Consider the following 19,485-nt stretch of genomic DNA (forward strand, 5'->3'; position numbering starts at 1 on the left):
TGTATTCCGGGGCCTCACGCGCGGCGGGTGAGTGGGCGATCTGCGTCTTCGAGGTGAGAGCTCAGACCGGTTCTGCAATCGACTGGATGTGCTTGGTCGCCAGCTCGATCATCAGCTTGGCCGCGGGTGACAGCACCGCGCCCGTTCGGTGCACGATCGCCATCACGTCGTACTGCTTGGGGCGCAGCGAGACGTAGCCGACGTGCGGCGCCATCTGCGGGATGAGCTGGTCGGCGCCACCGCGGGGGATGACCGAGTCGCCGAACCCGCGGCCGACCAGGTCGACGGCTGTCTCCACCTCCTCGACCTCGACCCGGGTCTGCGGGTTGTGGCCGGCCTCGTGCAGGAAGCGGCGCAGCACGATCCGCACGGAGTCGCTGGACCGCCACGTCGTCTCCGGCATGATCAGGGACGTTTTCGCGAGCCGCGCCGCGGTCACGGGGGACGTGAGCCGCTCGGGGTCGGCCGAGATGTAGACGAGCTCGTCGCGGGCCACCGGGATGACAGTCATCCCCTCGCTCTCGACGCTGGTGACGGCGATCATCGCCGCCTCGAGGTGCCCGCGCCGGAGCTGTTCCTGCACCTCGTTGGAGTGCTGGCCGATCAGCTCCACCCTGACACCGGGGTAGCGCTCGAGCACGTCGGCAACGATCTGGGCGCCGGCGTACAACCGTGCGGCGCCGAACATCCCGAACCGGATCGTCCCGCTCTCCAGCGATACCGCGCTCTGCACTGCCCGCCGCGCCTCCTCGGCCGCGGCGATCGCCTGCTCGGCGTAGGGGCGGAGGGTGTCGGCGAGCGTGGTTGGTACGACGCCCCGACCGACCCGTCGGAACAGCGGCACGCCGAGCGTCTTCTCGAGGCCCCGGACCTGTTCGGACACCGACGGTTGCGCGTAGCCGAGCTCCTCGGCCGCGGCGGTCAGTGAGCCGTGCTCGTAGGTGGCCAGGAAGCAGCGCAGCTGATGCAGAGAAAGCATAGGGATCTCCTTTGGATGCCGCTGGAAACAGAGGCTACCCCTAGAGACGCCAAGCGGAGATGATTGGGCCTACTCAACCAATCGAAGGAGGGTCAACGATGTTCGACAACAACTGCCAGGTGTGCGCCAGCCGAGTGCTCATCTTCCCGAGCCAGGTCACGTCGCTGGCCAATACCCACGACGGCATCGTGGTCACGTTCACGTGCTGGTGTGACACGGAGCAGACCCAGGTCACGGGCAACGCCGACCGCGCCGCCCGCGCCGACGCCGTCGCCGCCTGAGTCGGGCCCCGCCGGGTCAACTCTCCGTGCGGATGTCTCCGTTGCTTGTGCCTGTGGCCCCCCTCAAGGTGTGGCCGATCGGCTCGGCAGATCACGCGTCTGCCTCGCGGAACTCCGCCACGACCTCGATCAGGCCCACGATGTTGGCGTTGAGCTCGGGGAGGTCCTCGGCGGGGATCCAGTACTCGAGGATCGTCGCGCCACCTGCCTGCTGCACGTCGTACCGGTCCAGGAAGTCCTCCCGGACCTCGAACCGAGTCACAAAGCCGGCGCCGCTTGCCTTCACGTTCCAGTCACGCGCAATCTTGGTCGCGTACTCCTCGTTGAGAACCGGGTAGAAGATGGGCTGGTCGGGCAACCGCGGCGGCCACTCGCGCCAGCCGGATGCCTCGACCAGGGCGAGCTCCTTCGGCCCCGTCGGGCGCCACAACGTCACTGTCTCCATGGTCGCATCCTGCCTTGCGACGCCTCGTCAGCCTGGGGTGGTCGATTGGACAGAGAGGTAAGGCTTGCCTAATCATGACGTCCAGGAGGGAGGGCGCCGTGATCGTCTGCCACTGCGAGGTCGTGAGCGACCGCGACGTGCGCGCCGCCCTTGGCGAGGGCGCCCGCTCGGTCGGAGCCGTCTGCCGCAGCACCGGAGCGGCCCAGGACTGTGGTTCCTGCATCTTCACGGTGAAGGCGATCGTCTGCGATCACCTCGCGCAGGAGCACCGCGACCTCGAGGCCGACGGCGCCGCTTCCTGAGGGGGGGCGGGACTGAGGCTGTCCTTATCCGGTGGCTCGGTGGCAGCATCGGGAGGTCGGCCTACTTGCCAGGAGGCGTTCTGTCGTGCTGCCCATGAGTCCTCGGATCACCGAGCTCCTCAACGACGCGCTCACCTTCGAGCTGACCGTCACCAACACCTACTTCCTCCACGCCCGGATGCTCGACAACTGGGGGTTCGGGAAGCTCGGCAAGGTCTTCTACGACCTGTCCATCGACGAGATGCGCGATGCCGACGACCTGATCAACCGGATCCTCCTGTTCGACGGCCACCCCAACCTGCAGAAGCTCGGCGCGATCAGCGTCGGCGAGACCGCCGAGGAGATGCTCTCCCTCGCGCTCGCCAGCGAGAAGGCCGCGGTCGCGCAGTTCAACACCGCCGCCAAGGAGTGCCACGAGCTCGGCGACCACGGCACGGCCGCGGTCTTCGAGGAGATGGTCCGCGACGAGGAGAAGCACGCCGACTGGTTCGAGGCTCAGCTCGCCGCGATCGAACGGGTCGGTATCGAGGCCTACCTCGCCCAGCACATCTCGGCCGGCTCGGGACCGGAGTCGTGACGACACGGCTCCGGCATCACGCCACCTCTGCCTCCATGGCGGCCACGAAGTCACGCTTCACCAGGCGCCACGCCTCGTCGGTCATCTCGCGGCGCCAGTAGGGCGAGCACGACATGTCGGCGCGGCTCAGGCCCCGCTCGGCGAGCAGATGGCTCCGGACGGCACGGATCTCGTCGGCCTCGCCGTGGACGAAGGCATGGACCCGCCCTCGAGGGAATGTGAGGTCGCGCAGTGACAGCGCGAGCAGGTCGGCGTCCTCGGGGCTGCCCGTGCGGTGCAGCCACGTGACGTCGAGGAGCCCGGGGGAGGACAGCTCCACCTCGTGCGTCGGCCCGTCACAGACGAGTCGCACGATCGCGAGCACGCCCGCCGGGACAGCCTCGAGGGAGGCCGCGATGGCGGGCAGCGCCGACTCGTCCCCGACGAACAGGTGCCAGTCGGCGGTCACGTCGGGGCGGTAGCCCCCGGACGGACCTTCGAACACCAGGACGCTGCCGGGTTCGGCCGCCGCTGCCCAGTCGCCGGCGACGCCCTCGCCGTGCACCACGAAGTCGACGGTCAGCACCCGGCTGACGGCGTCCCAGTCGCGCACGGTGTAGCGGCGGCGGGCGGGCCAGTGGTGCTGCGGGTGCTCGGCGCGCACCTGGGCGGGGTCGAAGACCGCGTCGTACGGGGCGCCCGCAGGAGGGATCGCGACGTTGATGTAGGCGTCGGTGGCGTCCGGCATGGTGAACGCGGCGAGGTCGTCGCCGCCCAGGGTGAGCCGGACCATCGCGGGTGTGAGTCGTTGGACGCCGATCACTCGTGCATGCATGGGGTGTTCCTTCGTCGGGCTTCGGTCGGTGGTGGGTCGGACGCCCACGTGATCCGGGCGCGCGTAGCCGAGGCCGGCGCGGACGACCAGCCTAACTTAGGCAACCCTTACTTGTGGGCATCGCCTCGGCGTCGACCATGAACGCCTTCGCGGGGGCCGAGGCCAACGGTCGGACCGACGACCTGCGGAGGGAGCTCGCGGACCTGTTCACGGCCCAGAACGCCAGCGCGAACCCGGATGCCACGTCCATCCCGGCCACGTTCCTCCAGGTCACGGTGAACGTCTGAGAACTGTGCTGCCGACGGGACGCGTGCTCTCTCGCACCACGAGGCCGTGGGAGACGAGCCGCTCGTGCGGAACGTCCGTCCGGTCGTTGAGGAGCGCCAGCAGCAGGTCGACGGCCTCGGCCGCCAGCCGCTCCGGGTGCAGCGTCACGGTGGTCACCGGGGGCGAGAGATCGGCGTACGCAGGGTCCTCGGTGATCGCGGCGACGAGCAGGTCGTCCGGCACGGTCAGCCGGAGGCTTCGCGCCGCGTCGAGGATGTGCTTGCCCGAGGACGTGTAGACACCGAAGACGGCATCGGCGTCCCGGCCGGCCCGCAAGAGCCGCCGCGCCGCCGCGGTCTCCGCCCGTGGCACATCGCGAGACAGGGGGAACGACTCGACCAAGGCGGGCTGCTCGTGCTCGCTGCACCAGTCCTCGTAGGTGCGCCGGACGAGAGCGGGATAAGCGTCGTCATGGCGCGGAAGCACCACCCCGATGCGCCGTGCCCCGCCGCTGGCCAGGTGGTCGAGGAGATCGCGGACGGCCGCGTCGATGTCACTGTCCACCCAGGCGTCGCCGCGCTGGGGTGAGGGCGGCCTGCCCTGGGTGACGAGCGGGATCCCGCGCTTGCGAAGGATGTCCAGCACGGGGTCGTTGCGCGTGGGCTCGGTGTGGATCACCCCGTCCAGTGGCGTGGTCAGCCACATCCAGGCCGGCACCGATGCCGGCAGCACCACGAGCAGGTAGCCGCGTTGGTGCGCGGCTTCGGTCGCGCCGAGCACGAGGCGGGCGTAGTAGGGGACCTGGAAGTAGGGCACGGGGAGGTCGCCGTAGGTCGTGAGCGTCATGCCCAGCATCCCGGTGCCGCCACGGGCCGCGGCGCGTGCCGACGTGAAGGGGAGGTACGACAACTCCCGTGCGGCAGCCATGACGCGCCGTCGGGTCTCCTCCGACATGCGACCAGTGCCGTTGAGCGCGTTGGAGACGGTCGCGACCGACACCCCGGCGACGCCGGCCACCTCGACCATGCTCGGGCGCACTCGGCGAGGGGCGGGCATGCCGCCAATATCGCAGAGGGCGGACCCTTGTGGTGAAGGAGTTAATCAGCGACGTTTCGGCTCACCCGAGAACGGGACCACCTGCGGAAGGGCCAGCGCCATGTCGACACCCCCGAACCCCACCACCCGACGCGGACTCCTCAAGGCTGCCGCGGCCATCGGCGGGGCGGCCGCCCTCGGCTCGTCCAGGGCAGGAGCCGCGACCGGGGCCCGGCCGCGCCGCGCCGCCACGGTCATCCTCGGGGGACGTGTGTTCTCCGGGCGGCTCGGGGACGCCGGCCACACGGCTGTCGCGATCGGACGCGACGGCACGATCCTCGAGGTCGGGTCGAACGCCGTCGTACGCCGCCTGATCGGGACGGGGACCGAGGTGGTCGAGGCCGCCGACGGGACGATCATGGCCGGTATCCACGACGGCCACATGCACCCGTTGGGCGCTGCGCTCGCCTCGCTGAACCCCTCCCTGCGGAACGCGGAGACCACCATCCCCGAGCTGCAGACCGCCGTCCAGGCGATGCTGGACGCGACGAAGGAGCGCGAGCCGGACGGTTGGCTCAACGTGACGGACTGGAACCCCGTCGGCCTGCGGCCGGCCGGCACGGTGGCCGACCGGTCCATCCTCGACGCGCTGTCGACGTCGCGGCCGATCTCGCTCCAGGGCTCGGACTTCCACAACATGCTCGTCAACAGCCGCGCTCTCGCCGTGGCCGGTATCGACAAGACCACCCCCAACCCTCCTGGCGGCGAGATCGTCCGGGACGGCGCAGGCAACCCGACCGGCCTGCTGAAGGACTCCGCACAGCAGCTCGTCCGGTCCAAGATCCCCGGACCGACGGATGCCGAGGCCCAGGCGGCGTACGCCGACATGGCGGCCTTCCTGCTCGCCAACGGCATCACCTCCTTCCTCGACGCCGCGACGGACGAGGACAGCCTGAAGACCTACCGCCGGTTGATCGCGGCCGGGAGCCTGCGCCAGCACGTCACTCCCGCGCTGCTGATTGAGTCCGAGCTCGCGACCCGTCCGGCCAAGGCGGCGGCCTACCTCGCCGATCTCCGGTCACGGTACGGCGGAGTTCCCCACCTGCACCTCACCACGGCCAAGGTCTTCCTCGACGGGGTGATGGAGTACCCCGCGCAGACCGCGGCGATGCTCGCCCCCTACCTCGACGAGGACGGGAAGCCCACCGACAACTACGGCGACCTCTACGTGAGCCGAAAGACGTTCGGCAAGCTCGTCACCGAGCTCGACCGGAAGGACTGGCAGGTCCACTCGCACGCCATCGGGGACCGCGCCGTTCGCGTTGCGCTCGACGGCTGTGCACAGGCCCGCACGACCAACGGCGACCGCGGACTCCGGCACACCATCACCCACCTGGAGCTGGTGCATCCGTCCGACTACGGCCGCTTCGCCGAGCTGGGGGTGATCGCCTCCATGCAGCTGCAGTGGGCCCTGCGCAATGCCTTCACCCTGGCCTCGCTGCAGCCCTACATCGGCCCGGAACGGTTCCGCCGGCTCTACCCCGCGGCCAGTCTCGCGCGCGCCGGGGCGGTCCTGGCCGGAGGTTCCGACTGGCCGGTCGACCCGCTGCGGCCGTTCACCCAGATCTCGACGGCGGTCGATCGCACCGGGCCGGACGGTGGCCGGCCGCTGGGGCTCGACGAGGCGTTGACCCGCGCCCAGTCCCTGCGGATGCACACCACGGGGAGCGCCTACCAGCTGCACTCACGGCAGGCCGGGACGGTGGCTCCGGGGAAGCGCGCGGACCTCATCGTGCTCGACGGCGACCTCCTGCGGGGCTCGACGAGCGGCATGAGCCGCGCCAAGGTCCAGCACACCCTGATCAACGGCGAAGTGGTCTACGACGCCGGTTCACAGGGCCAGCGGCGGTCGGTCGAGCGGTTCGCTGCCGCTCAAGGGTTCGCCCGCCACACGGACCCGCACGCCCGGCACCTCGGCTGCTGCCAGAAAGGTCGGCGAGGCGATTCCCCGGCCTGAGGTCGCCAGCGCGAGGAGGCGCTCAGGTGGTTCGCGGCCAGAGTGACGGGTGTGCCGTGCCGTGAGGGTCACCCGTTGACGACCTGGACGAGTTCGCCCTTCATGACCTTGCCGCGGAGCGGGTGCTCGGTGCGGGTGCGGGTGACGTTGAACCAGCCGTCCCAGTACGCGGACTCCGGTCCGAAGGTGTACGGGCGTAGGTCGAGCCTGACGTAGCCGACCTCGCGGTCGGCGTCGATGACGCAGGCGCCGTCGGTGATGACCGATCCGAAGGCGTCGCGCAGGTATCGATGGTTCTCGGGGATCGTCGTGGTCATGAGACCGCCTCATCGGGGGAGAGCTGCGCCCCGCCCGTCGCCGGCGTGGTGCGTGGTCCGGGACGGATGTTCTGGAGTGTCCTGCCGAGGACGACGGTTCCGTGGTCGCGCAGGCGGCGGGCGAGCCAGGGCAGTCCTTCGGCCATGAGCGTGCGCAGCTCGGTGACGCGGGTGGTGGGGTCGCCGTCGAGCTCGAGCGCGGGCGGCTCGAAGACCAGGCCGTGCCGGTTGAGCAGTGCCGAGAACTCGTGGGCCAGTGCGCGGTGGCCGATCTCGGAGGGGTGCAATCGGTCGACGGACCAGAACTCGCGGTCGTAGACGCCGGGGTGGGCGGCGAGGTCGACCTGCAGCCCGCCGTAGGTGGCGTGGATCTCGTCGTAGATGGCGTTGAGGTCCTCGATGCGCCGCTGGAGAGGCCCGGCCAGGAGGCCGGGGAGGCCGAAGACGCGGCTGTGGTCGTGGAAGCGAACGGTCAGGAGCACCGCACCCTGTGCGGCGAGCAGGCCGGCTGCGTGCAGCAGCTCGATTCGTATCGCTGCGGGGTCCCACGACGACCGCACGGTGTCGTTGAGCCCGACGATCAGGGAGGCGAGGTGCGGACGGTGGTCCAGGGCGTCGGTGAGCTGCCGGGCACGGACCTCGGCCGCCGTGGCGCCGGGCCGGGAGACGTTGCACAACGAGACGTGGTGGGCGGTGCCGATGGCCTCACCCAGCAGCCGGGCCCACCCGCGGGGCTCGGCCGATGCCGGGTCCCCGAGCCCGTAGGTCGCCGAGTCGCCCAGGGCGGCGAAGCGCACGTAGAGTCCGGTGTTCATGGCTCAGCACCTCAGGTCGACGTGGTCGCGCGTCACGCGTCGGCGTCGGCCGCGTCAGTGCCGCGCTTGTCGGTGACCCAGGAGCCGTTCGACGCGTAGTGGACGTTGCCGCCCCAGCTGTCTGATCCCCACTCGATCATCGTGACCACTTCCCAACGTTGGTTGAACTTCTGACATCACCACGGTGCGCGTCGCCCGCCCCGTGCGCAGCCGCACAACCACGTATCTCGCTACGTAGATCGACTTTTCTACGTAGTGCCCGTCGAGATGGGGGTTGACGTGACTGGGGTCACACTGCCAATCTCCGTTGTCGAAGCGCTTCGACAACCGGGCTCGACGCTCTCGATCAGCCTCATGGAGGACAAGATGCTCACACCCAAGAAGCGGGTGGCCGCGATCGCCACCGCGTTCCTGTCGGCCCTCGCGCTCAGCGCCTGCGGCGACGACGGCGGCGGCGGGGGATCAGAAGACGGCGACACCCTCACGCTGTGGCACTACGAGGGGCCTGACAGCGCGATGGGCAAGGCGTGGGACGCCGCGATCAAGGAGTTCGAGGACACCCACCCCGGCGTCACGGTCGAGTTCGAGGAGAAGGGCTTCGAGCAGATCCAGAAGACCGCTCCGATGGTCCTCAACTCCGACGACGCACCGGACCTCATGGAGTACAACAAGGGCAACGCGACCGCTGGCCTGCTGGCCAAGCAGGGACTGCTCACCGACCTGAGCGCGGAGGCCGCCGAGCGTGGCTGGGAGGACATGCTCAGCCCCAGCGTCCAGACGACCTCGCGCTACGACGAGAACGGGATCATGGGCTCCGGCGCGTGGTACGGGATCCCCAACTACGCCGAGTACGTGATGGTCTACTACAACGTGGACCTCTTCGAGGAGCACGGCGTCGAGGTGCCGACGACGTACGACGAGTTCGTCGCCGCGATGGACACCTTCGCAGGCGAGGGGATGACCCCGCTGGCCATGGCGGGGGCCGAGTACCCCGCGCAGCAGGTGGTCTACCAGCTCGCGCTGAGCCAGGCCGACCGGTCCTGGGTCGACGCCTACCAGCTCTACCAAGGTGACGTCGACTTCCAGGACGACGCCTGGACCTACGGCGCGGAGACCTTCGCCGACTGGATGGACAAGGGCTACGTCGACAAGGACGCCACCGGCGTGAAGGCCGAGGACATGGGGGTCAGCTTCATCTCCGGCAAGTACCCGATCATGATCTCCGGCAGCTGGTGGTACGGCCGGCTCCAGTCCGAGATCAAGGACTTCGAGTGGGGCAGCTTCCTGTTTCCGGGCAGCACGATGACGCTCGGCTCCGGGGGCAACCTGTGGGTCGTCCCCGAGAACTCCGACTCCAAGGACCTCGCCTACGACTTCATCGACATCACCATGTCGGAGGAGATCCAGAACATCCTCGGCAACAACGGGGGCGTGCCGGTCGCGGCCGACCCGGCGGCGGTCACCGACGAGAAGAGCCGCGAGCTGATCGCGAACTTCCAGACCCTCTCCGACAACGACGGGCTGGCGTTTTACCCCGACTGGGCGTGGCCCGGAGGGTACGACGGCTGGGTGTCGGCCACGCAGAAGGTCATGTCGGGCGACGCCTCGCCGGACGAGAGCCTCGACGAGATCGCCACGCAGTACCAGGACTACGTCGGCACCCTCCCGCAGTGACCACCGGGACCACCGCCCTGCCGGGGGTCGCGGCCTCCGAGCCTCCCTCCCGGCGCCGCCCCGACGCGGCGCCGGGAGGGACCGCCAGGCACTCCGCGGGCTACTTCGTCTACCTGGTCCCCGGCCTGGTGCTGTTCGCCGTGGTCATCGCGCTGCCGTTCGCGATGAACGTGTGGATCAGCCTGACGAACTGGCAGGGGGTCGGCAGCCCCGAGTGGACCGGCCTGGACAACTACAGGCGGCTGCTGGCCGACGATGCCTTCTGGGCCTCGTTCCGCCACAACGCCGCGCTGATCGTGGCGATGGCCATCGTGCCGACGGCGCTCGGCCTGCTCCTGGCGGCGGCGCTGTTCGACTACATCGGGAAGAAGTTCGGCAACGGGACGGTGGCGGCGCTCCGTGCCTGCTTCTACCTGCCGCAGATCCTCCCGATCGCGGTCGCGGGCGTCGTGTGGGGCTGGATCCTCAACCCGACGAGCGGAGCGTTGAACGCCTCGCTGGAGACGGTCGGGCTCGGCTCGCTCACCCGCGACTGGCTCGGCGACCCGGACCTGGCCCTGTTCACGGTCATGGTGATCATGGTCTGGGTCCAGCTCGGCTTCCCGGTCGTCATCTTCATGGCCGGCCTGCAGCGGGTCGAGCCGGCCCTCTACGAGGCGGCCGAGATGGACGGCGCCACCTGGATGCGACGGTTCTGGCACATCACGCTGCCGCAGATCAGGCCCGAGATCTACGTGGTGCTGCTGTGGACCACGATCGCGGCACTGAAGGTCTTCGGCCCGATCTACGTGCTCACCCGGGGCGGTCCCGGAGGGGCCACGAACGTCCCGGCCTACTACTCCTACCAGAACTTCTTCGAGCGCACGCAGGTCGGCTACGGCGCCGCGATCGCGACCGTGCTGACCCTGCTGATCGTCGCCCTGAGCGTCGTCTTCCTGCGCATCCAGCGCCCGGCCGAGGAGGCCTAGGACATGTCATCTGTGACCCTGCGCCAGGACTACCTGCGCTACGTCGTGCTCGCCGGACTCACCATGTTCGCGCTGCTGATGCTGGTGCCATTCGTCATCGTCACGATGAACGCCCTGAAGTCTCCGGCGGAGTACGCCGGCGACGGGCCCCTCTCGCTGCCGGACGGGTTGTACCTCCAAGGGCTCATCGACTTCTGGAACCGTGTCGACTACGGGCAGAAGCTGCTCAACAGCCTGATGATCAGCGGCGCGGTGGCGGTGCTGGCGGTGATCGTCTCGATGTTCAACGCCTACGCGCTCGGCATCGGGCGGGTGAAGGGCCGGATGTGGCTGCTCATCGTCTTCCTGCTCGCCAACACGCTGCCCCACGAGGCGCTGGTCTACCCCCTCTACTACCTGTCCAAGGAGGTCGGCCTCTACGACACCAGGCTCGCGATCGTGCTGATCTTCGTCGTCATCCAGACGGCCTTCGGCACCTACCTGCTGTCCGCGGTGCTGTCGAGCTTCCCCCGCGAGGTGCTGGAGGCGGCGCAGATGGACGGCGCCGGCCGGTGGCAGGTGCTGTGGCGGGTGGTGGTGCCGATGACCCGCCCCACCCTCGCGGTGCTGATGGTCTTCTTCTTCATCTGGACCTGGAACGAGTTCTTTCTGCCGCTCATCTTCCTGATCTCCAACGACAACCAGACCGTCCCGGTCGCCCTCGGCGTGCTGCAGGGACAACGGCTCATGGACGCCACCATGTCCAGCTCCTCCGCACTGCTGGGCATCCTTCCGGCGATCCTGTTCTTCCTGATCTTCCAGCGCACCCTCACCCGGGGCGTGACCGCCGGAGCGATCAAGTGATCCCTGTCCCACTTCCAACTGGCCCCCGTCGTACTGGCCCTGGTCGTACCGGCCCTTCCCGACGTCACCGAGAGCGAGAGCAATGAAGTTCACCGATGGCCAGTGGCTGCTCCGCGAGGGCGTCACCGCGGCGTACCCGACCGCCGCGCACGAGGTCGACGCCACTGACCAGCGGGTGCGGGTGCTTGCCCCGACGTTCCCGGTCCGCCACCGCGGCGACCTGCTCAAGGGGCCCGTCCTCACGGTGGACCTCGAGTCGCCGATGACCGACGTGATCGCCGTGACGCTCACGCACTTCGCCGGCGAGCAGCCCCGGCGGCCGGAGTTCGACCTCGCCACCGACGAGCCCCAGGTCGACGTGCGCGTCGACGACGAGGTGGCCACGATCACCAGCGGTCGGCTGAGCGCGCGCCTGCACCGCGGACCGGACTGGCGCCTCGAACTTGTCGGCGACGGGCGGGTGCTCACCGTCAGCGGGGCGAAGGACATGGCGCTGATGACGACCGCGGACGGGTCGCACCACGTACGTGAGCAGCTCGAGCTGGGAGTCGGGGACACCGTCTACGGCCTGGGAGAGCGGTTCGGCCCGCTGGCCCGCAACGGCCAGACCGTCGACATCTGGAACGCCGACGGCGGCACGAGCAGCGAGCAGGCCTACAAGAACGTCCCGTTCTTCCTCACCAACGCCGGCTACGGCATCTTCGTCGACACCCCCGGGAGGGTCTCCTTCGAGATCGGCTCGGAGCTGGTCTCCAAGGTGCAGTTCAGCGTCGAGGGGCAGTCGATGCGCTACCTGGTCATCTACGGCCCGACGCCCAAGGAGATCCTGCGCACCTACACCGCGCTGACCGGCCGCCCGCCGCTCCCGCCGGCCTGGTCGTTCGGGCTGTGGTTGTCCACGTCGTTCACCACGTCGTACGACGAGGAGACGGTGTCGTCGTTCATCGACGGCATGGTCGAGCGGGACATCCCGCTGTCGGTCTTCCACTTCGACTGCTTCTGGATGCGCGAGCTGCACTGGTGCGACTTCGAGTGGGACCCGCAGGTGTTTCCCGACCCGCCGGGCATGCTGCGCCGGCTGAAGGACCGCGGGCTGCGCATCTCCCTGTGGATCAACCCCTACATCTCGCAGCACTCCGCGCTGTTCGAGGAGGCGCGGGACGGTGGCTACCTGGTGCGCAGACCGGACGGCAGCGCCTGGCAGTGGGACCTGTGGCAGCCGGGGATGGGGCTGGTGGACTTCACCAACCCCGAGGCGTGCGAGTGGTTCACCAGCAAGCTCGACACGCTCCTGGACATGGGCGTCGACTGCTTCAAGACCGACTTCGGTGAGCGAGTCCCCACCGACGTGGAGTGGTACGACGGATCCGACCCCGAGCGGATGCACAACCACTACACCTACCTCTACAACCGGACCGTCTTCGAGCTGCTCACCAAGCGGCGCGGGCCGGGGGAGGCAGTGGTCTTCGCCCGGTCGGCGACCGCCGGGTCCCAGCAGTTCCCGGTCCACTGGAGCGGGGACTGCGAGTCGACGTTCCCGGCCATGGCCGGCGACCTGCGCGGTGGGCTCTCGCTCGGCATGTCCGGCTTCGGGTTCTGGAGCCACGACATCGGCGGCTTCGAGGGCACGCCGGACCCCGCTCTCTTCAAGCGGTGGCTGGCCTTCGGCCTGCTCTCCTCCCACAGCCGGCTGCACGGCAACTCCTCCTACCGGGTGCCGTGGGAGTTCGACGAGGAGGCCGTGGACGTCACGCGTCAGTTCGCCCGCCTGAAGGCCCGGCTGATGCCGTACTTGTTCCAAGCCGCCCGGCAGGCCTCCGCCGACGGGATCCCCGTGATGCGGGCGATGGTCCTGGAGTTCCCCGGCGATCCGGCGTGCACGACGCTCGAACGGCAGTACATGCTCGGCGACGACCTGCTCGTGGCGCCGGTCCTGCGCGCGGACGGCCGCGTCGACTACTACGTCCCCGAGGGGGAGTGGACCTCCCTGCTCAGCGGCGCCACGGTGACCGGGCCGCGCTGGGTGTCGGAGGAGCACGGGTTCGACAGTCTTCCTCTGCTGGCCCGTCCGGGCTCGGTCATCGCGCTGGGGGCGACGCAGGACCGCCCCGACTACGACTACGTCGACGGTGTCACTCTCCGCGTCCACGCGCTGGCCGACGGCGCGGACGTGACCACGGTCGTCCCGGACACGTCCGGGGCGACGGCCGCGACCTTCCGGACGACCAGGCACGGCGACGCCGTGACGGTGGAGACGGACGCGACCGGCGACTGGCAGCTCCTGCTGGTCGGCGAGCGCGCTGCGGGGGTCGAGGGCGGGGACGCGACAGACCACGAGCACGGCGTGCTGGTGCGTGCTGGCGGCAGCAGGCTCCGGGTCACGCTGGCTGTCCTGGGGGCGACGACATGAGGCCCGGGTTCCTGTGGGGTGCGGCCACCGCTGCCTACCAGATCGAGGGCGCGGTGGCCGAGGGCGGCCGCTCACCGTCGATCTGGGACACCTTCAGCCACACCCCCGGCATGGTGCGCGACGGCGACACCGGCGACGTGGCCACGGACCACTACCACCGGTGGCGCGAGGACGTCGACACGATCGCCGAGCTGGGCCTGGACGCCTACCGGTTCTCGGTGTCGTGGCCCCGAGTGCAGCCGGGTGGGAAGGGACCGCTCAACGCCGAGGGGGTTGCGTTCTACGACCGTCTGGTCGACGCGCTGCTGGAGCGAGGCGTGGCGCCGGTGGTCACCCTCTACCACTGGGATCTTCCGCAGGAGCTCGAGGACGCGGGCGGCTGGCCGGTCCGGGACACCGCCGAGCGGTTCGCCGAGTACGCCGGCGCGGTGGGCGAGGTGCTCGGCGACCGCGTGCACACCTGGACCACCCTCAACGAGCCCTGGGTCTCCGCGTTCGTGGGCCATGCCGAGGGCCGTCACGCACCTGGCCGCACCGACCCCGCGGCTGCCCTGGCCGCGGCCCACCACCTCAACCTCGGTCACGGCCTGGCCGGCCGGGCGCTCCGGGCGGTGGTGGCCGACACCGCTCAGCTGTCGGTGACCCTCAACCTCCACGTCGGACGCGGCGCGGAGGCGGGCGCGTTCGACGCCGTGCGGAGGCTGGACGCACTCGGCAACCGGATCTTCCTGGGCCCGATGCTCGGCGACGGCTACCCCGCCGACCTGCGGCAGGACACGTCCGGGATCACCGACTGGTCGTTCGTGCGGGACGGCGACGAGCAGGCGATCGCGGTGCCCATCGACGTGTTGGGCGTCAACTACTACACGTACATGCTGGTCCGCAGCCGCACCGCTGAGGCGGCCACGGACGACACCCCGTCGCCGTGGGTCGGCTGTGCGGACCTCGAGATCCCAGCGACTCCTCCGCCGCACACCGAGATGGGCTGGACCGTCGACCCGTCCGGGATGGAGGAGCTGCTGCTCGGGCTGCACGCGGACCACCCGGGACTGCCGCTGATGATCACCGAGAACGGTGCGGCGTTCGCCGACACGGTCGACGCCGACGGCCGGGTGCGCGACGCCGACCGGATCGCGTACCTCGAGGGGCATGTCGGCGCCGTACGCCGCGCGATCGACGCCGGCGTCGACGTACGTGGCTACTTCGTGTGGTCGCTCCTGGACAACTTCGAGTGGGCACACGGCTACTCCAAGCGGTTCGGGATCGTGCACGTCGACTACGCGACCGGCCGGCGCACCTGGAAGGACAGCGCGCGCTGGTATCGCGACCTGCTCCGGAACGACCGCCGAGGCAGGATGACGCATGGTCAAGATCTCTGACGTCGCCCAGCACGCCGGTGTGTCACCCAGCACGGTCTCCTACGTGCTCAGCGGGAAGCGAACCATCTCGCCGGAGACCAAGGAGCGGGTCTGGGAGGCCATCACGGCCCTCGGCTACCGGCCGCACGCGGGAGCACGCGCGCTGGCCAGCAGCCGGTCCAACGTGGTCGCCCTGGTGCTGCCGCTGCGCACCGGTATCCACGTGCCGGTGGTGATGCAGTTCGCCATCTCGGTGGTGACTGCGGCCCGCGAGCACGACCACGACGTGCTGCTGCTGACCCAGCAGGAGGGGGAGGAAGGGCTCCGACGGGTGTCGGCCAGCTCCCTGGTGGACGGGGTCCTGGTCATGGACGTCCAGCTGCACGACGAGCGGCTTGCCGCGCTGCGGTCCCTGGACCGGCCCGCAGTGCTGATCGGGATGCCGGCGGACACGACGGGCCTGACGTGCGTCGACCTCGACTTCACCGCTGCCGGGGCCGCCTGCGTCGACCACCTCGCGAACCTCGGTCACCGGCAGGTGGCGCTGATCGGCTCGCCGCCGGAGGTCTACGCACGTGAGACGGGCTTCGCCGAGCGGGTCGAGCACGGCTTCCTCGAGGCGGCCCGGCAGCGAGGGATGGACTCCACCGCGCACCCCTGTGCGCCGACGGCCGAGGCCGTGGAGGAGCTCCTCGAGGGGCTGCTGCACGAGCGCCCCGACCTCACCTCGCTGGTGGTGCACAACGAGCCGCTGGTCGAGCCGGCGATCCGTGCACTGAGGCAGGTCGGCCGGTCGGTGCCGGAGGAGATCTCGGTCGTGGCCATCTGCCCCGACGAGGTGGCGGAGCGCGCCCCTCTGCCGGTCACCTCGGTGCGGATCCCGGCCGAGGAGCTCGGCCACCGCGCAGTCGACCTGCTGATGACGCTCCTCGACGACGGGACCGTCCCCGAGACGACGCTTCTCCCGGCCGAGCTGACCGTCCGCGCCAGCACCGCGCCCGCCCGGGCACCCAAATCGTGACGACCCGCAGCACCGCACATCGTTTCTTCCAACCCTCGGACCGCGCGCCCGCCAGGACGCCTTGTTGAAGGAGCACCAGATGACCGCCTCCGCATCGCCACGCCGGGTCGGGCGCCCCCCTCGGGTGACCAGCCTCGCTGCCACGCTCATTTCCCTGCTCGCCTCCCTGCTCACCGCGACGCTGCTCGCGACGGGCCTGGCCCAGCCCTCGGCCGCTGAGGACAGCGCCGAGCTCCCGTTCCGCGACACCACCCTGTCCGTCGCCGAGCGGGTGGACGACCTGCTCGCCCGGCTGACGCTGGAGGAGAAGATCGCGATGCTGCACCAGTACCAGCCGGCGATCCCGCGGCTGGGCATCGCCTCGTTCAAGACCGGGACGGAGGCGCTCCACGGGGTCGCCTGGACGACCGACCCCAACAACGGTGGTGCCGTCGTGACCGCCGAGGGGACGGTCTTCCCCCAGGCGATCGGGCTTGGGAGCACCTGGGACGCCGACCTGCTGGAGCGCGTCGGCACCGCGGTGGGGAAGGAGGCTCGCGGCTACCACGCCCAGGACCCTGCCGCGTGGGGACTCAACGTCTGGGCCCCGGTGGTCGACCCGCTGCGCGACCCCCGCGCCGGCCGCAACGAGGAGGGCTACTCCGAGGACGGCTTCCTCACCGGGACGCTGGCCACGAGCTACGCGGGCGGCATGCGCGGTGACGACCCGACCTACCTGATGACCGCACCCACGCTCAAGCACTACGTCGGCTACAACAACGAGGTCGACCGCACCACCACCTCCGCCCAGCTGCGCCCGCGACTGCAGCACGAGTACTACGACGTGCCGTTCCGGATGCCGATCCAGGCCGACGCGGCGACCGGCGTGATGACGTCGTACAACCTGGTCAACGGACGGCCGATGACCGTCAGCCCCGACGTCGGCGAGCGCGTCCGCTCCTGGACCGACGAGACCCTGCTCAACGTGACCGACGCGGCCAACCCCAACAACCTCGTGGGCTCGCAGGACTACTACGACACCCTCGCGGAGGCCGACGCCGCGACCCTGAAGGCCGGCGTGGACAGCTTCACCACCGACAACACCGACAACGGGCCCACCGTCCAGGCCGTGCGCAGCGCACTTCAGCAGGGGCTGCTGACCGAGGCGGACATCGACCGGGCCGTCCGGCACGCGCTGACCATCCGGGTCCGCCTCGGCGAGTTCGACCCCGACGGCGGTCCGTACGGCGCCATCGACGCCTCCGCCATCGGCACCACTGAGCACCGGGCGCTGGCCCGTGAGGCCGCTGGCGAGGCGATGGTGCTGCTGGAGAACGACGGCGCCCTGCCTCTGGACGCTGACAGCGACCGAACGGTCGCCGTGGTCGGCCCGCTCGCCGACACGCTCTACACCGACTGGTACTCCGGCTCGCTGCCCTACGAGGTGACCCCGGCCGACGGCGTGCGCGAGCACCTCGGCGACGGCGCGACGGTGCGGGTCAGCGAGGGCGTTGACCGGATCGCCCTGCGCGAGGTCGGCACCGGCAAGTACGTCACCGGCGGGACGGGTCCGGAGGGCGCGGTCCTCGCCGCCGACGGCGCCGACGCGGGGCCGGCCGCCCAGTTCGACGTCTTCGAATGGGGCGAGGGCGTGGTCACGCTGCGCAACGCCGCCAACGAGAAGTACGTCGGCTACCACTGGGGCCCGTTCCGCAACGACCAGGCGCAGCCCAACGGGTGGTTCGTCCAGCAGCAGTTCAAGCTCGAGGAGCAGCCCGACGGCACGTTCGTGGTCCGCTACGTCGGCTACGAGAAGGCGTACGACTGGGCCGGGCCCAACCACTACCTGACGGTCGCCGACAACGGCACGATCGAGCTCGGCGCAGCCACCGCCGACCAGGCGGCGCGCTTCGAGAAGGAGGTGGTCCGCGACGGCCTCGCCGAGGCGCAGCAGGCCGCGGAGGGCGCCGACGCTGTGGTGGTCGTGGTGGGGAGCATGCCGTTCATCAACGGCCGCGAGGACCACGACCGGCCCAGCCTGGAGCTCGCGCAGGCCCAGCGCCGCCTCGTCGAAGGGGTCGCCGAGGCGAACCCCCGGACGGTGATGGTGCTCGAGAACAGCTACCCGACCACCATCGGGTGGGCGCGCGACGCGGTGCCCGCGGTGCTGTGGACCTCACACGCAGGTCAGGAGACCGGCAACGCGCTGGCGGACGTCCTCTTCGGCGACCGCAACCCGGCCGGGCGGCTCACCCAGACCTGGTACGCCTCAGACCAGGACCTGCCCCACGTCACCGACTACGACATCCTCCGCAACGGCACCACCTACCAGTACTACGACGGTGACCCGGTGTACGCGTTCGGGCACGGGTTGTCGTACTCGACGTTCGACTACTCCGCCGTCCGGTTGTCCTCCACGACCATGGAGGGCGCACCGGTCACGGTCTCGGTCGACGTCACCAACACCGGTGACCGCGCCGGCGACGAGGTCGTGCAGCTCTACACGCACCAGCGCACCTCGCGCGACCCGCAGCCGCTCAAGTCCCTGCGCGGCTTCGAGAGGATCACGCTCGAGCCGGGGGAGACCCGGACCGTGTCGTTCGTCCTGCAGCCTGACGACCTGGCGCACTGGGACGTGACGCGCGGCCGCTGGGTCGTCGAGACCAGCCCCGAGGACCTGATGGTGGGGGCGGCGTCCGACGACATCAGGGCTCGCGCCACGCTCGACGTCAGGGGCGAGACGATCCCGCCGCGTCGCCTGCGTGAGATGGTGCGCGCCGTCGACTTCGACGACTACGCCGGCGTCCGGCTGGTCGACGAGGCCAAGGCGGCCGGCGACGCGGTCGCCCTGGACGCCGGTGACTGGCTGCTCTACCGCGACGCGGTCGTCGGAGGTGGCAAGCGGACCTTCACCGCCCGGGTGGCGCGGGCGGCCACCGGACCCACCACGCTGCAGGTCCGCGTCGGCCACCCAGTGACCGGTCGCCTGCTCGGGACCGTGCAGGTGCCGAGCACCGGCGGGGTGTACTCCTACACCACCGTGAGCGCGGCGGTCGCCGGTGCTCCCGGCCACCACGACGTCTACCTGGTGCCCACCGGAGATCTACGGGTGAGCCGGTTCTCGATCGGGTGATCCACGGGGCGGTCGACGGCGCGCACTCTCGGGGGCGCGCCGTCGACCACCGTGCACGCTGATTCAATAGTTTCAGTTTGCAACTGAAACAAAGTAGGGTACGGTTCAGGCCGCAGACTCCCCGGCGCCCTGAACGAAAGGCCCTCCATGAGCACTCCCACGTTCCGTCCGAAGTACGTCTCGTTCGACTGCTACGGCACGTTGATCAGCTGGCCGATGACGCCGATCACCAAGAAGCTGGTCGGCGACC

Annotated in this window: 18 protein-coding genes; 12 read left to right on the plus strand and 6 right to left on the minus strand. The window is 70.0% G+C overall.

The window, feature by feature from the left end; translation table 11 throughout:
- Window positions 1–61 precede the first annotated feature (61 nt).
- A complete protein-coding gene (locus tag J3P44_RS24235; protein ID WP_255893085.1) occupies window positions 62–979 on the minus strand; it encodes a LysR family transcriptional regulator in 918 nt (305 codons plus the stop codon).
- Window positions 980–1,077: 98 nt separating this feature from the next.
- On the opposite strand from J3P44_RS24235, the gene J3P44_RS24240 reads away from it, so the two are divergent.
- Complete coding sequence (locus J3P44_RS24240; RefSeq protein ID WP_255893086.1) at window positions 1,078–1,260, plus strand: hypothetical protein; 183 nt, start codon at window positions 1,078–1,080, stop codon at window positions 1,258–1,260.
- A gap of 91 nt (window positions 1,261–1,351) precedes the next feature.
- Here the strand turns inward: J3P44_RS24240 and J3P44_RS24245 are convergent, their stop codons facing one another.
- Entirely contained in the window at window positions 1,352–1,705 is a 354-nt protein-coding gene (locus J3P44_RS24245) for a hypothetical protein (RefSeq protein ID WP_255893087.1), read from the minus strand.
- A 74-nt stretch (window positions 1,706–1,779) separates the two neighbouring features.
- On the opposite strand from J3P44_RS24245, the gene J3P44_RS24250 reads away from it, so the two are divergent.
- Together J3P44_RS24250 and bfr are read left to right on the plus strand one after the other, a co-directional pair.
- A complete protein-coding gene (locus J3P44_RS24250; protein ID WP_255893088.1) occupies window positions 1,780–2,007 on the plus strand; it encodes a (2Fe-2S)-binding protein in 228 nt (75 codons plus the stop codon).
- Window positions 2,008–2,101: 94 nt separating this feature from the next.
- Entirely contained in the window at window positions 2,102–2,584 is a 483-nt protein-coding gene (gene bfr, locus J3P44_RS24255; protein WP_255893089.1) for a bacterioferritin, read from the plus strand.
- Window positions 2,585–2,600: 16 nt separating this feature from the next.
- On the opposite strand, the gene J3P44_RS24260 is transcribed toward bfr, so the two are convergent.
- Entirely contained in the window at window positions 2,601–3,398 is a 798-nt protein-coding gene (locus J3P44_RS24260; RefSeq protein WP_255893090.1) for a siderophore-interacting protein, read from the minus strand.
- 137 nt (window positions 3,399–3,535) lie between these two features.
- Between J3P44_RS24260 and J3P44_RS24265 the strand changes: the two genes are divergently transcribed.
- Window positions 3,536–3,685 (plus strand): hypothetical protein, encoded by a 150-nt coding sequence (locus J3P44_RS24265; RefSeq protein WP_255893091.1) that lies wholly within the window; start codon window positions 3,536–3,538, stop codon window positions 3,683–3,685.
- Here the strand turns inward: J3P44_RS24265 and J3P44_RS24270 are convergent.
- On the minus strand, window positions 3,669–4,721 hold the full coding sequence (locus J3P44_RS24270; protein ID WP_255893092.1) for a LacI family DNA-binding transcriptional regulator: 1,053 nt from the start codon (window positions 4,719–4,721) through the stop codon (window positions 3,669–3,671). The two genes, J3P44_RS24265 and J3P44_RS24270, sit on opposite strands and share 17 nt — an antisense overlap.
- Before the next feature lie 100 nt (window positions 4,722–4,821).
- Here J3P44_RS24270 and J3P44_RS24275 point away from each other — a divergent pair, with 100 nt between their 5' ends.
- A complete protein-coding gene (locus J3P44_RS24275; RefSeq protein WP_255893093.1) occupies window positions 4,822–6,717 on the plus strand; it encodes an amidohydrolase in 1,896 nt (631 codons plus the stop codon).
- Between the two features lie 68 nt (window positions 6,718–6,785).
- Here J3P44_RS24275 and J3P44_RS24280 read toward each other — a convergent pair whose 3' ends face one another.
- Both J3P44_RS24280 and J3P44_RS24285 read right to left on the minus strand, forming a co-directional pair.
- Window positions 6,786–7,034, minus strand: coding sequence for a hypothetical protein (locus J3P44_RS24280; RefSeq protein WP_255893094.1), 249 nt, complete (start codon window positions 7,032–7,034; stop codon window positions 6,786–6,788).
- Complete coding sequence (locus tag J3P44_RS24285; RefSeq protein WP_255893095.1) at window positions 7,031–7,849, minus strand: SGNH/GDSL hydrolase family protein; 819 nt, start codon at window positions 7,847–7,849, stop codon at window positions 7,031–7,033. The genes J3P44_RS24280 and J3P44_RS24285 overlap by 4 nt, the downstream gene beginning before the upstream one ends.
- A gap of 366 nt (window positions 7,850–8,215) precedes the next feature.
- Between J3P44_RS24285 and J3P44_RS24290 the strand changes: the two genes are divergently transcribed.
- From J3P44_RS24290 to J3P44_RS24320, 7 genes are all read left to right on the plus strand, one after another.
- Complete coding sequence (locus J3P44_RS24290) at window positions 8,216–9,523, plus strand: ABC transporter substrate-binding protein (RefSeq protein ID WP_255893096.1); 1,308 nt, start codon at window positions 8,216–8,218, stop codon at window positions 9,521–9,523.
- Entirely contained in the window at window positions 9,520–10,491 is a 972-nt protein-coding gene (locus J3P44_RS24295; RefSeq protein ID WP_255893097.1) for a carbohydrate ABC transporter permease, read from the plus strand. The genes J3P44_RS24290 and J3P44_RS24295 overlap by 4 nt, the downstream gene beginning before the upstream one ends.
- A 3-nt stretch (window positions 10,492–10,494) precedes the next feature.
- On the plus strand, window positions 10,495–11,334 hold the full coding sequence (locus tag J3P44_RS24300; protein WP_255893098.1) for a carbohydrate ABC transporter permease: 840 nt from the start codon (window positions 10,495–10,497) through the stop codon (window positions 11,332–11,334).
- 82 nt (window positions 11,335–11,416) lie between these two features.
- Window positions 11,417–13,744: an alpha-xylosidase gene (gene yicI, locus J3P44_RS24305; protein WP_255893099.1), complete on the plus strand. Its 2,328-nt coding sequence runs from the start codon at window positions 11,417–11,419 to the stop codon at window positions 13,742–13,744.
- Window positions 13,741–15,123 carry a GH1 family beta-glucosidase gene (locus tag J3P44_RS24310; RefSeq protein WP_255893100.1) on the plus strand — a complete coding sequence of 461 codons (1,383 nt, stop codon included), beginning with the start codon at window positions 13,741–13,743 and terminating at the stop codon, window positions 15,121–15,123. Before yicI ends, J3P44_RS24310 begins: the two co-directional genes overlap by 4 nt.
- The gene (locus J3P44_RS24315; protein ID WP_255893101.1) at window positions 15,107–16,123 is read left to right on the plus strand and encodes a LacI family DNA-binding transcriptional regulator; all 1,017 of its coding nucleotides are present in this window, start codon (window positions 15,107–15,109) and stop codon (window positions 16,121–16,123) included. Before J3P44_RS24310 ends, J3P44_RS24315 begins: the two co-directional genes overlap by 17 nt.
- A 79-nt stretch (window positions 16,124–16,202) precedes the next feature.
- Complete coding sequence (locus tag J3P44_RS24320; protein WP_255893102.1) at window positions 16,203–19,235, plus strand: glycoside hydrolase family 3 protein; 3,033 nt, start codon at window positions 16,203–16,205, stop codon at window positions 19,233–19,235.
- Window positions 19,236–19,485: the final 250 nt, after the last annotated feature.

The organism is Nocardioides astragali, assembly GCF_024436375.1.
GTDB lineage: Bacteria > Actinomycetota > Actinomycetes > Propionibacteriales > Nocardioidaceae > Nocardioides > Nocardioides astragali.

What these genes read in the sequence shown, in the direction of transcription:
- J3P44_RS24235 (WP_255893085.1), bottom strand. Translation starts at nt 979, where the DNA reads ATGCTTTCTCTGCATCAGCTGCGCTGCTTCCTGGCCACCTACGAGCAC.
- J3P44_RS24240 (WP_255893086.1), top strand. Translation starts at nt 1,078, where the DNA reads ATGTTCGACAACAACTGCCAGGTGTGCGCCAGCCGAGTGCTCATCTTC.
- J3P44_RS24245 (WP_255893087.1), bottom strand. Translation starts at nt 1,705, where the DNA reads ATGGAGACAGTGACGTTGTGGCGCCCGACGGGGCCGAAGGAGCTCGCC.
- J3P44_RS24250 (WP_255893088.1), top strand. Translation starts at nt 1,780, where the DNA reads ATGACGTCCAGGAGGGAGGGCGCCGTGATCGTCTGCCACTGCGAGGTC.
- bfr (WP_255893089.1), top strand. Translation starts at nt 2,102, where the DNA reads ATGAGTCCTCGGATCACCGAGCTCCTCAACGACGCGCTCACCTTCGAG.
- J3P44_RS24260 (WP_255893090.1), bottom strand. Translation starts at nt 3,398, where the DNA reads ATGCATGCACGAGTGATCGGCGTCCAACGACTCACACCCGCGATGGTC.
- J3P44_RS24265 (WP_255893091.1), top strand. Translation starts at nt 3,536, where the DNA reads ATGAACGCCTTCGCGGGGGCCGAGGCCAACGGTCGGACCGACGACCTG.
- J3P44_RS24270 (WP_255893092.1), bottom strand. Translation starts at nt 4,721, where the DNA reads ATGCCCGCCCCTCGCCGAGTGCGCCCGAGCATGGTCGAGGTGGCCGGC.
- J3P44_RS24275 (WP_255893093.1), top strand. Translation starts at nt 4,822, where the DNA reads ATGTCGACACCCCCGAACCCCACCACCCGACGCGGACTCCTCAAGGCT.
- J3P44_RS24280 (WP_255893094.1), bottom strand. Translation starts at nt 7,034, where the DNA reads ATGACCACGACGATCCCCGAGAACCATCGATACCTGCGCGACGCCTTC.
- J3P44_RS24285 (WP_255893095.1), bottom strand. Translation starts at nt 7,849, where the DNA reads ATGAACACCGGACTCTACGTGCGCTTCGCCGCCCTGGGCGACTCGGCG.
- J3P44_RS24290 (WP_255893096.1), top strand. Translation starts at nt 8,216, where the DNA reads ATGCTCACACCCAAGAAGCGGGTGGCCGCGATCGCCACCGCGTTCCTG.
- J3P44_RS24300 (WP_255893098.1), top strand. Translation starts at nt 10,495, where the DNA reads ATGTCATCTGTGACCCTGCGCCAGGACTACCTGCGCTACGTCGTGCTC.
- yicI (WP_255893099.1), top strand. Translation starts at nt 11,417, where the DNA reads ATGAAGTTCACCGATGGCCAGTGGCTGCTCCGCGAGGGCGTCACCGCG.
- J3P44_RS24310 (WP_255893100.1), top strand. Translation starts at nt 13,741, where the DNA reads ATGAGGCCCGGGTTCCTGTGGGGTGCGGCCACCGCTGCCTACCAGATC.
- J3P44_RS24315 (WP_255893101.1), top strand. Translation starts at nt 15,107, where the DNA reads ATGGTCAAGATCTCTGACGTCGCCCAGCACGCCGGTGTGTCACCCAGC.
- J3P44_RS24320 (WP_255893102.1), top strand. Translation starts at nt 16,203, where the DNA reads ATGACCGCCTCCGCATCGCCACGCCGGGTCGGGCGCCCCCCTCGGGTG.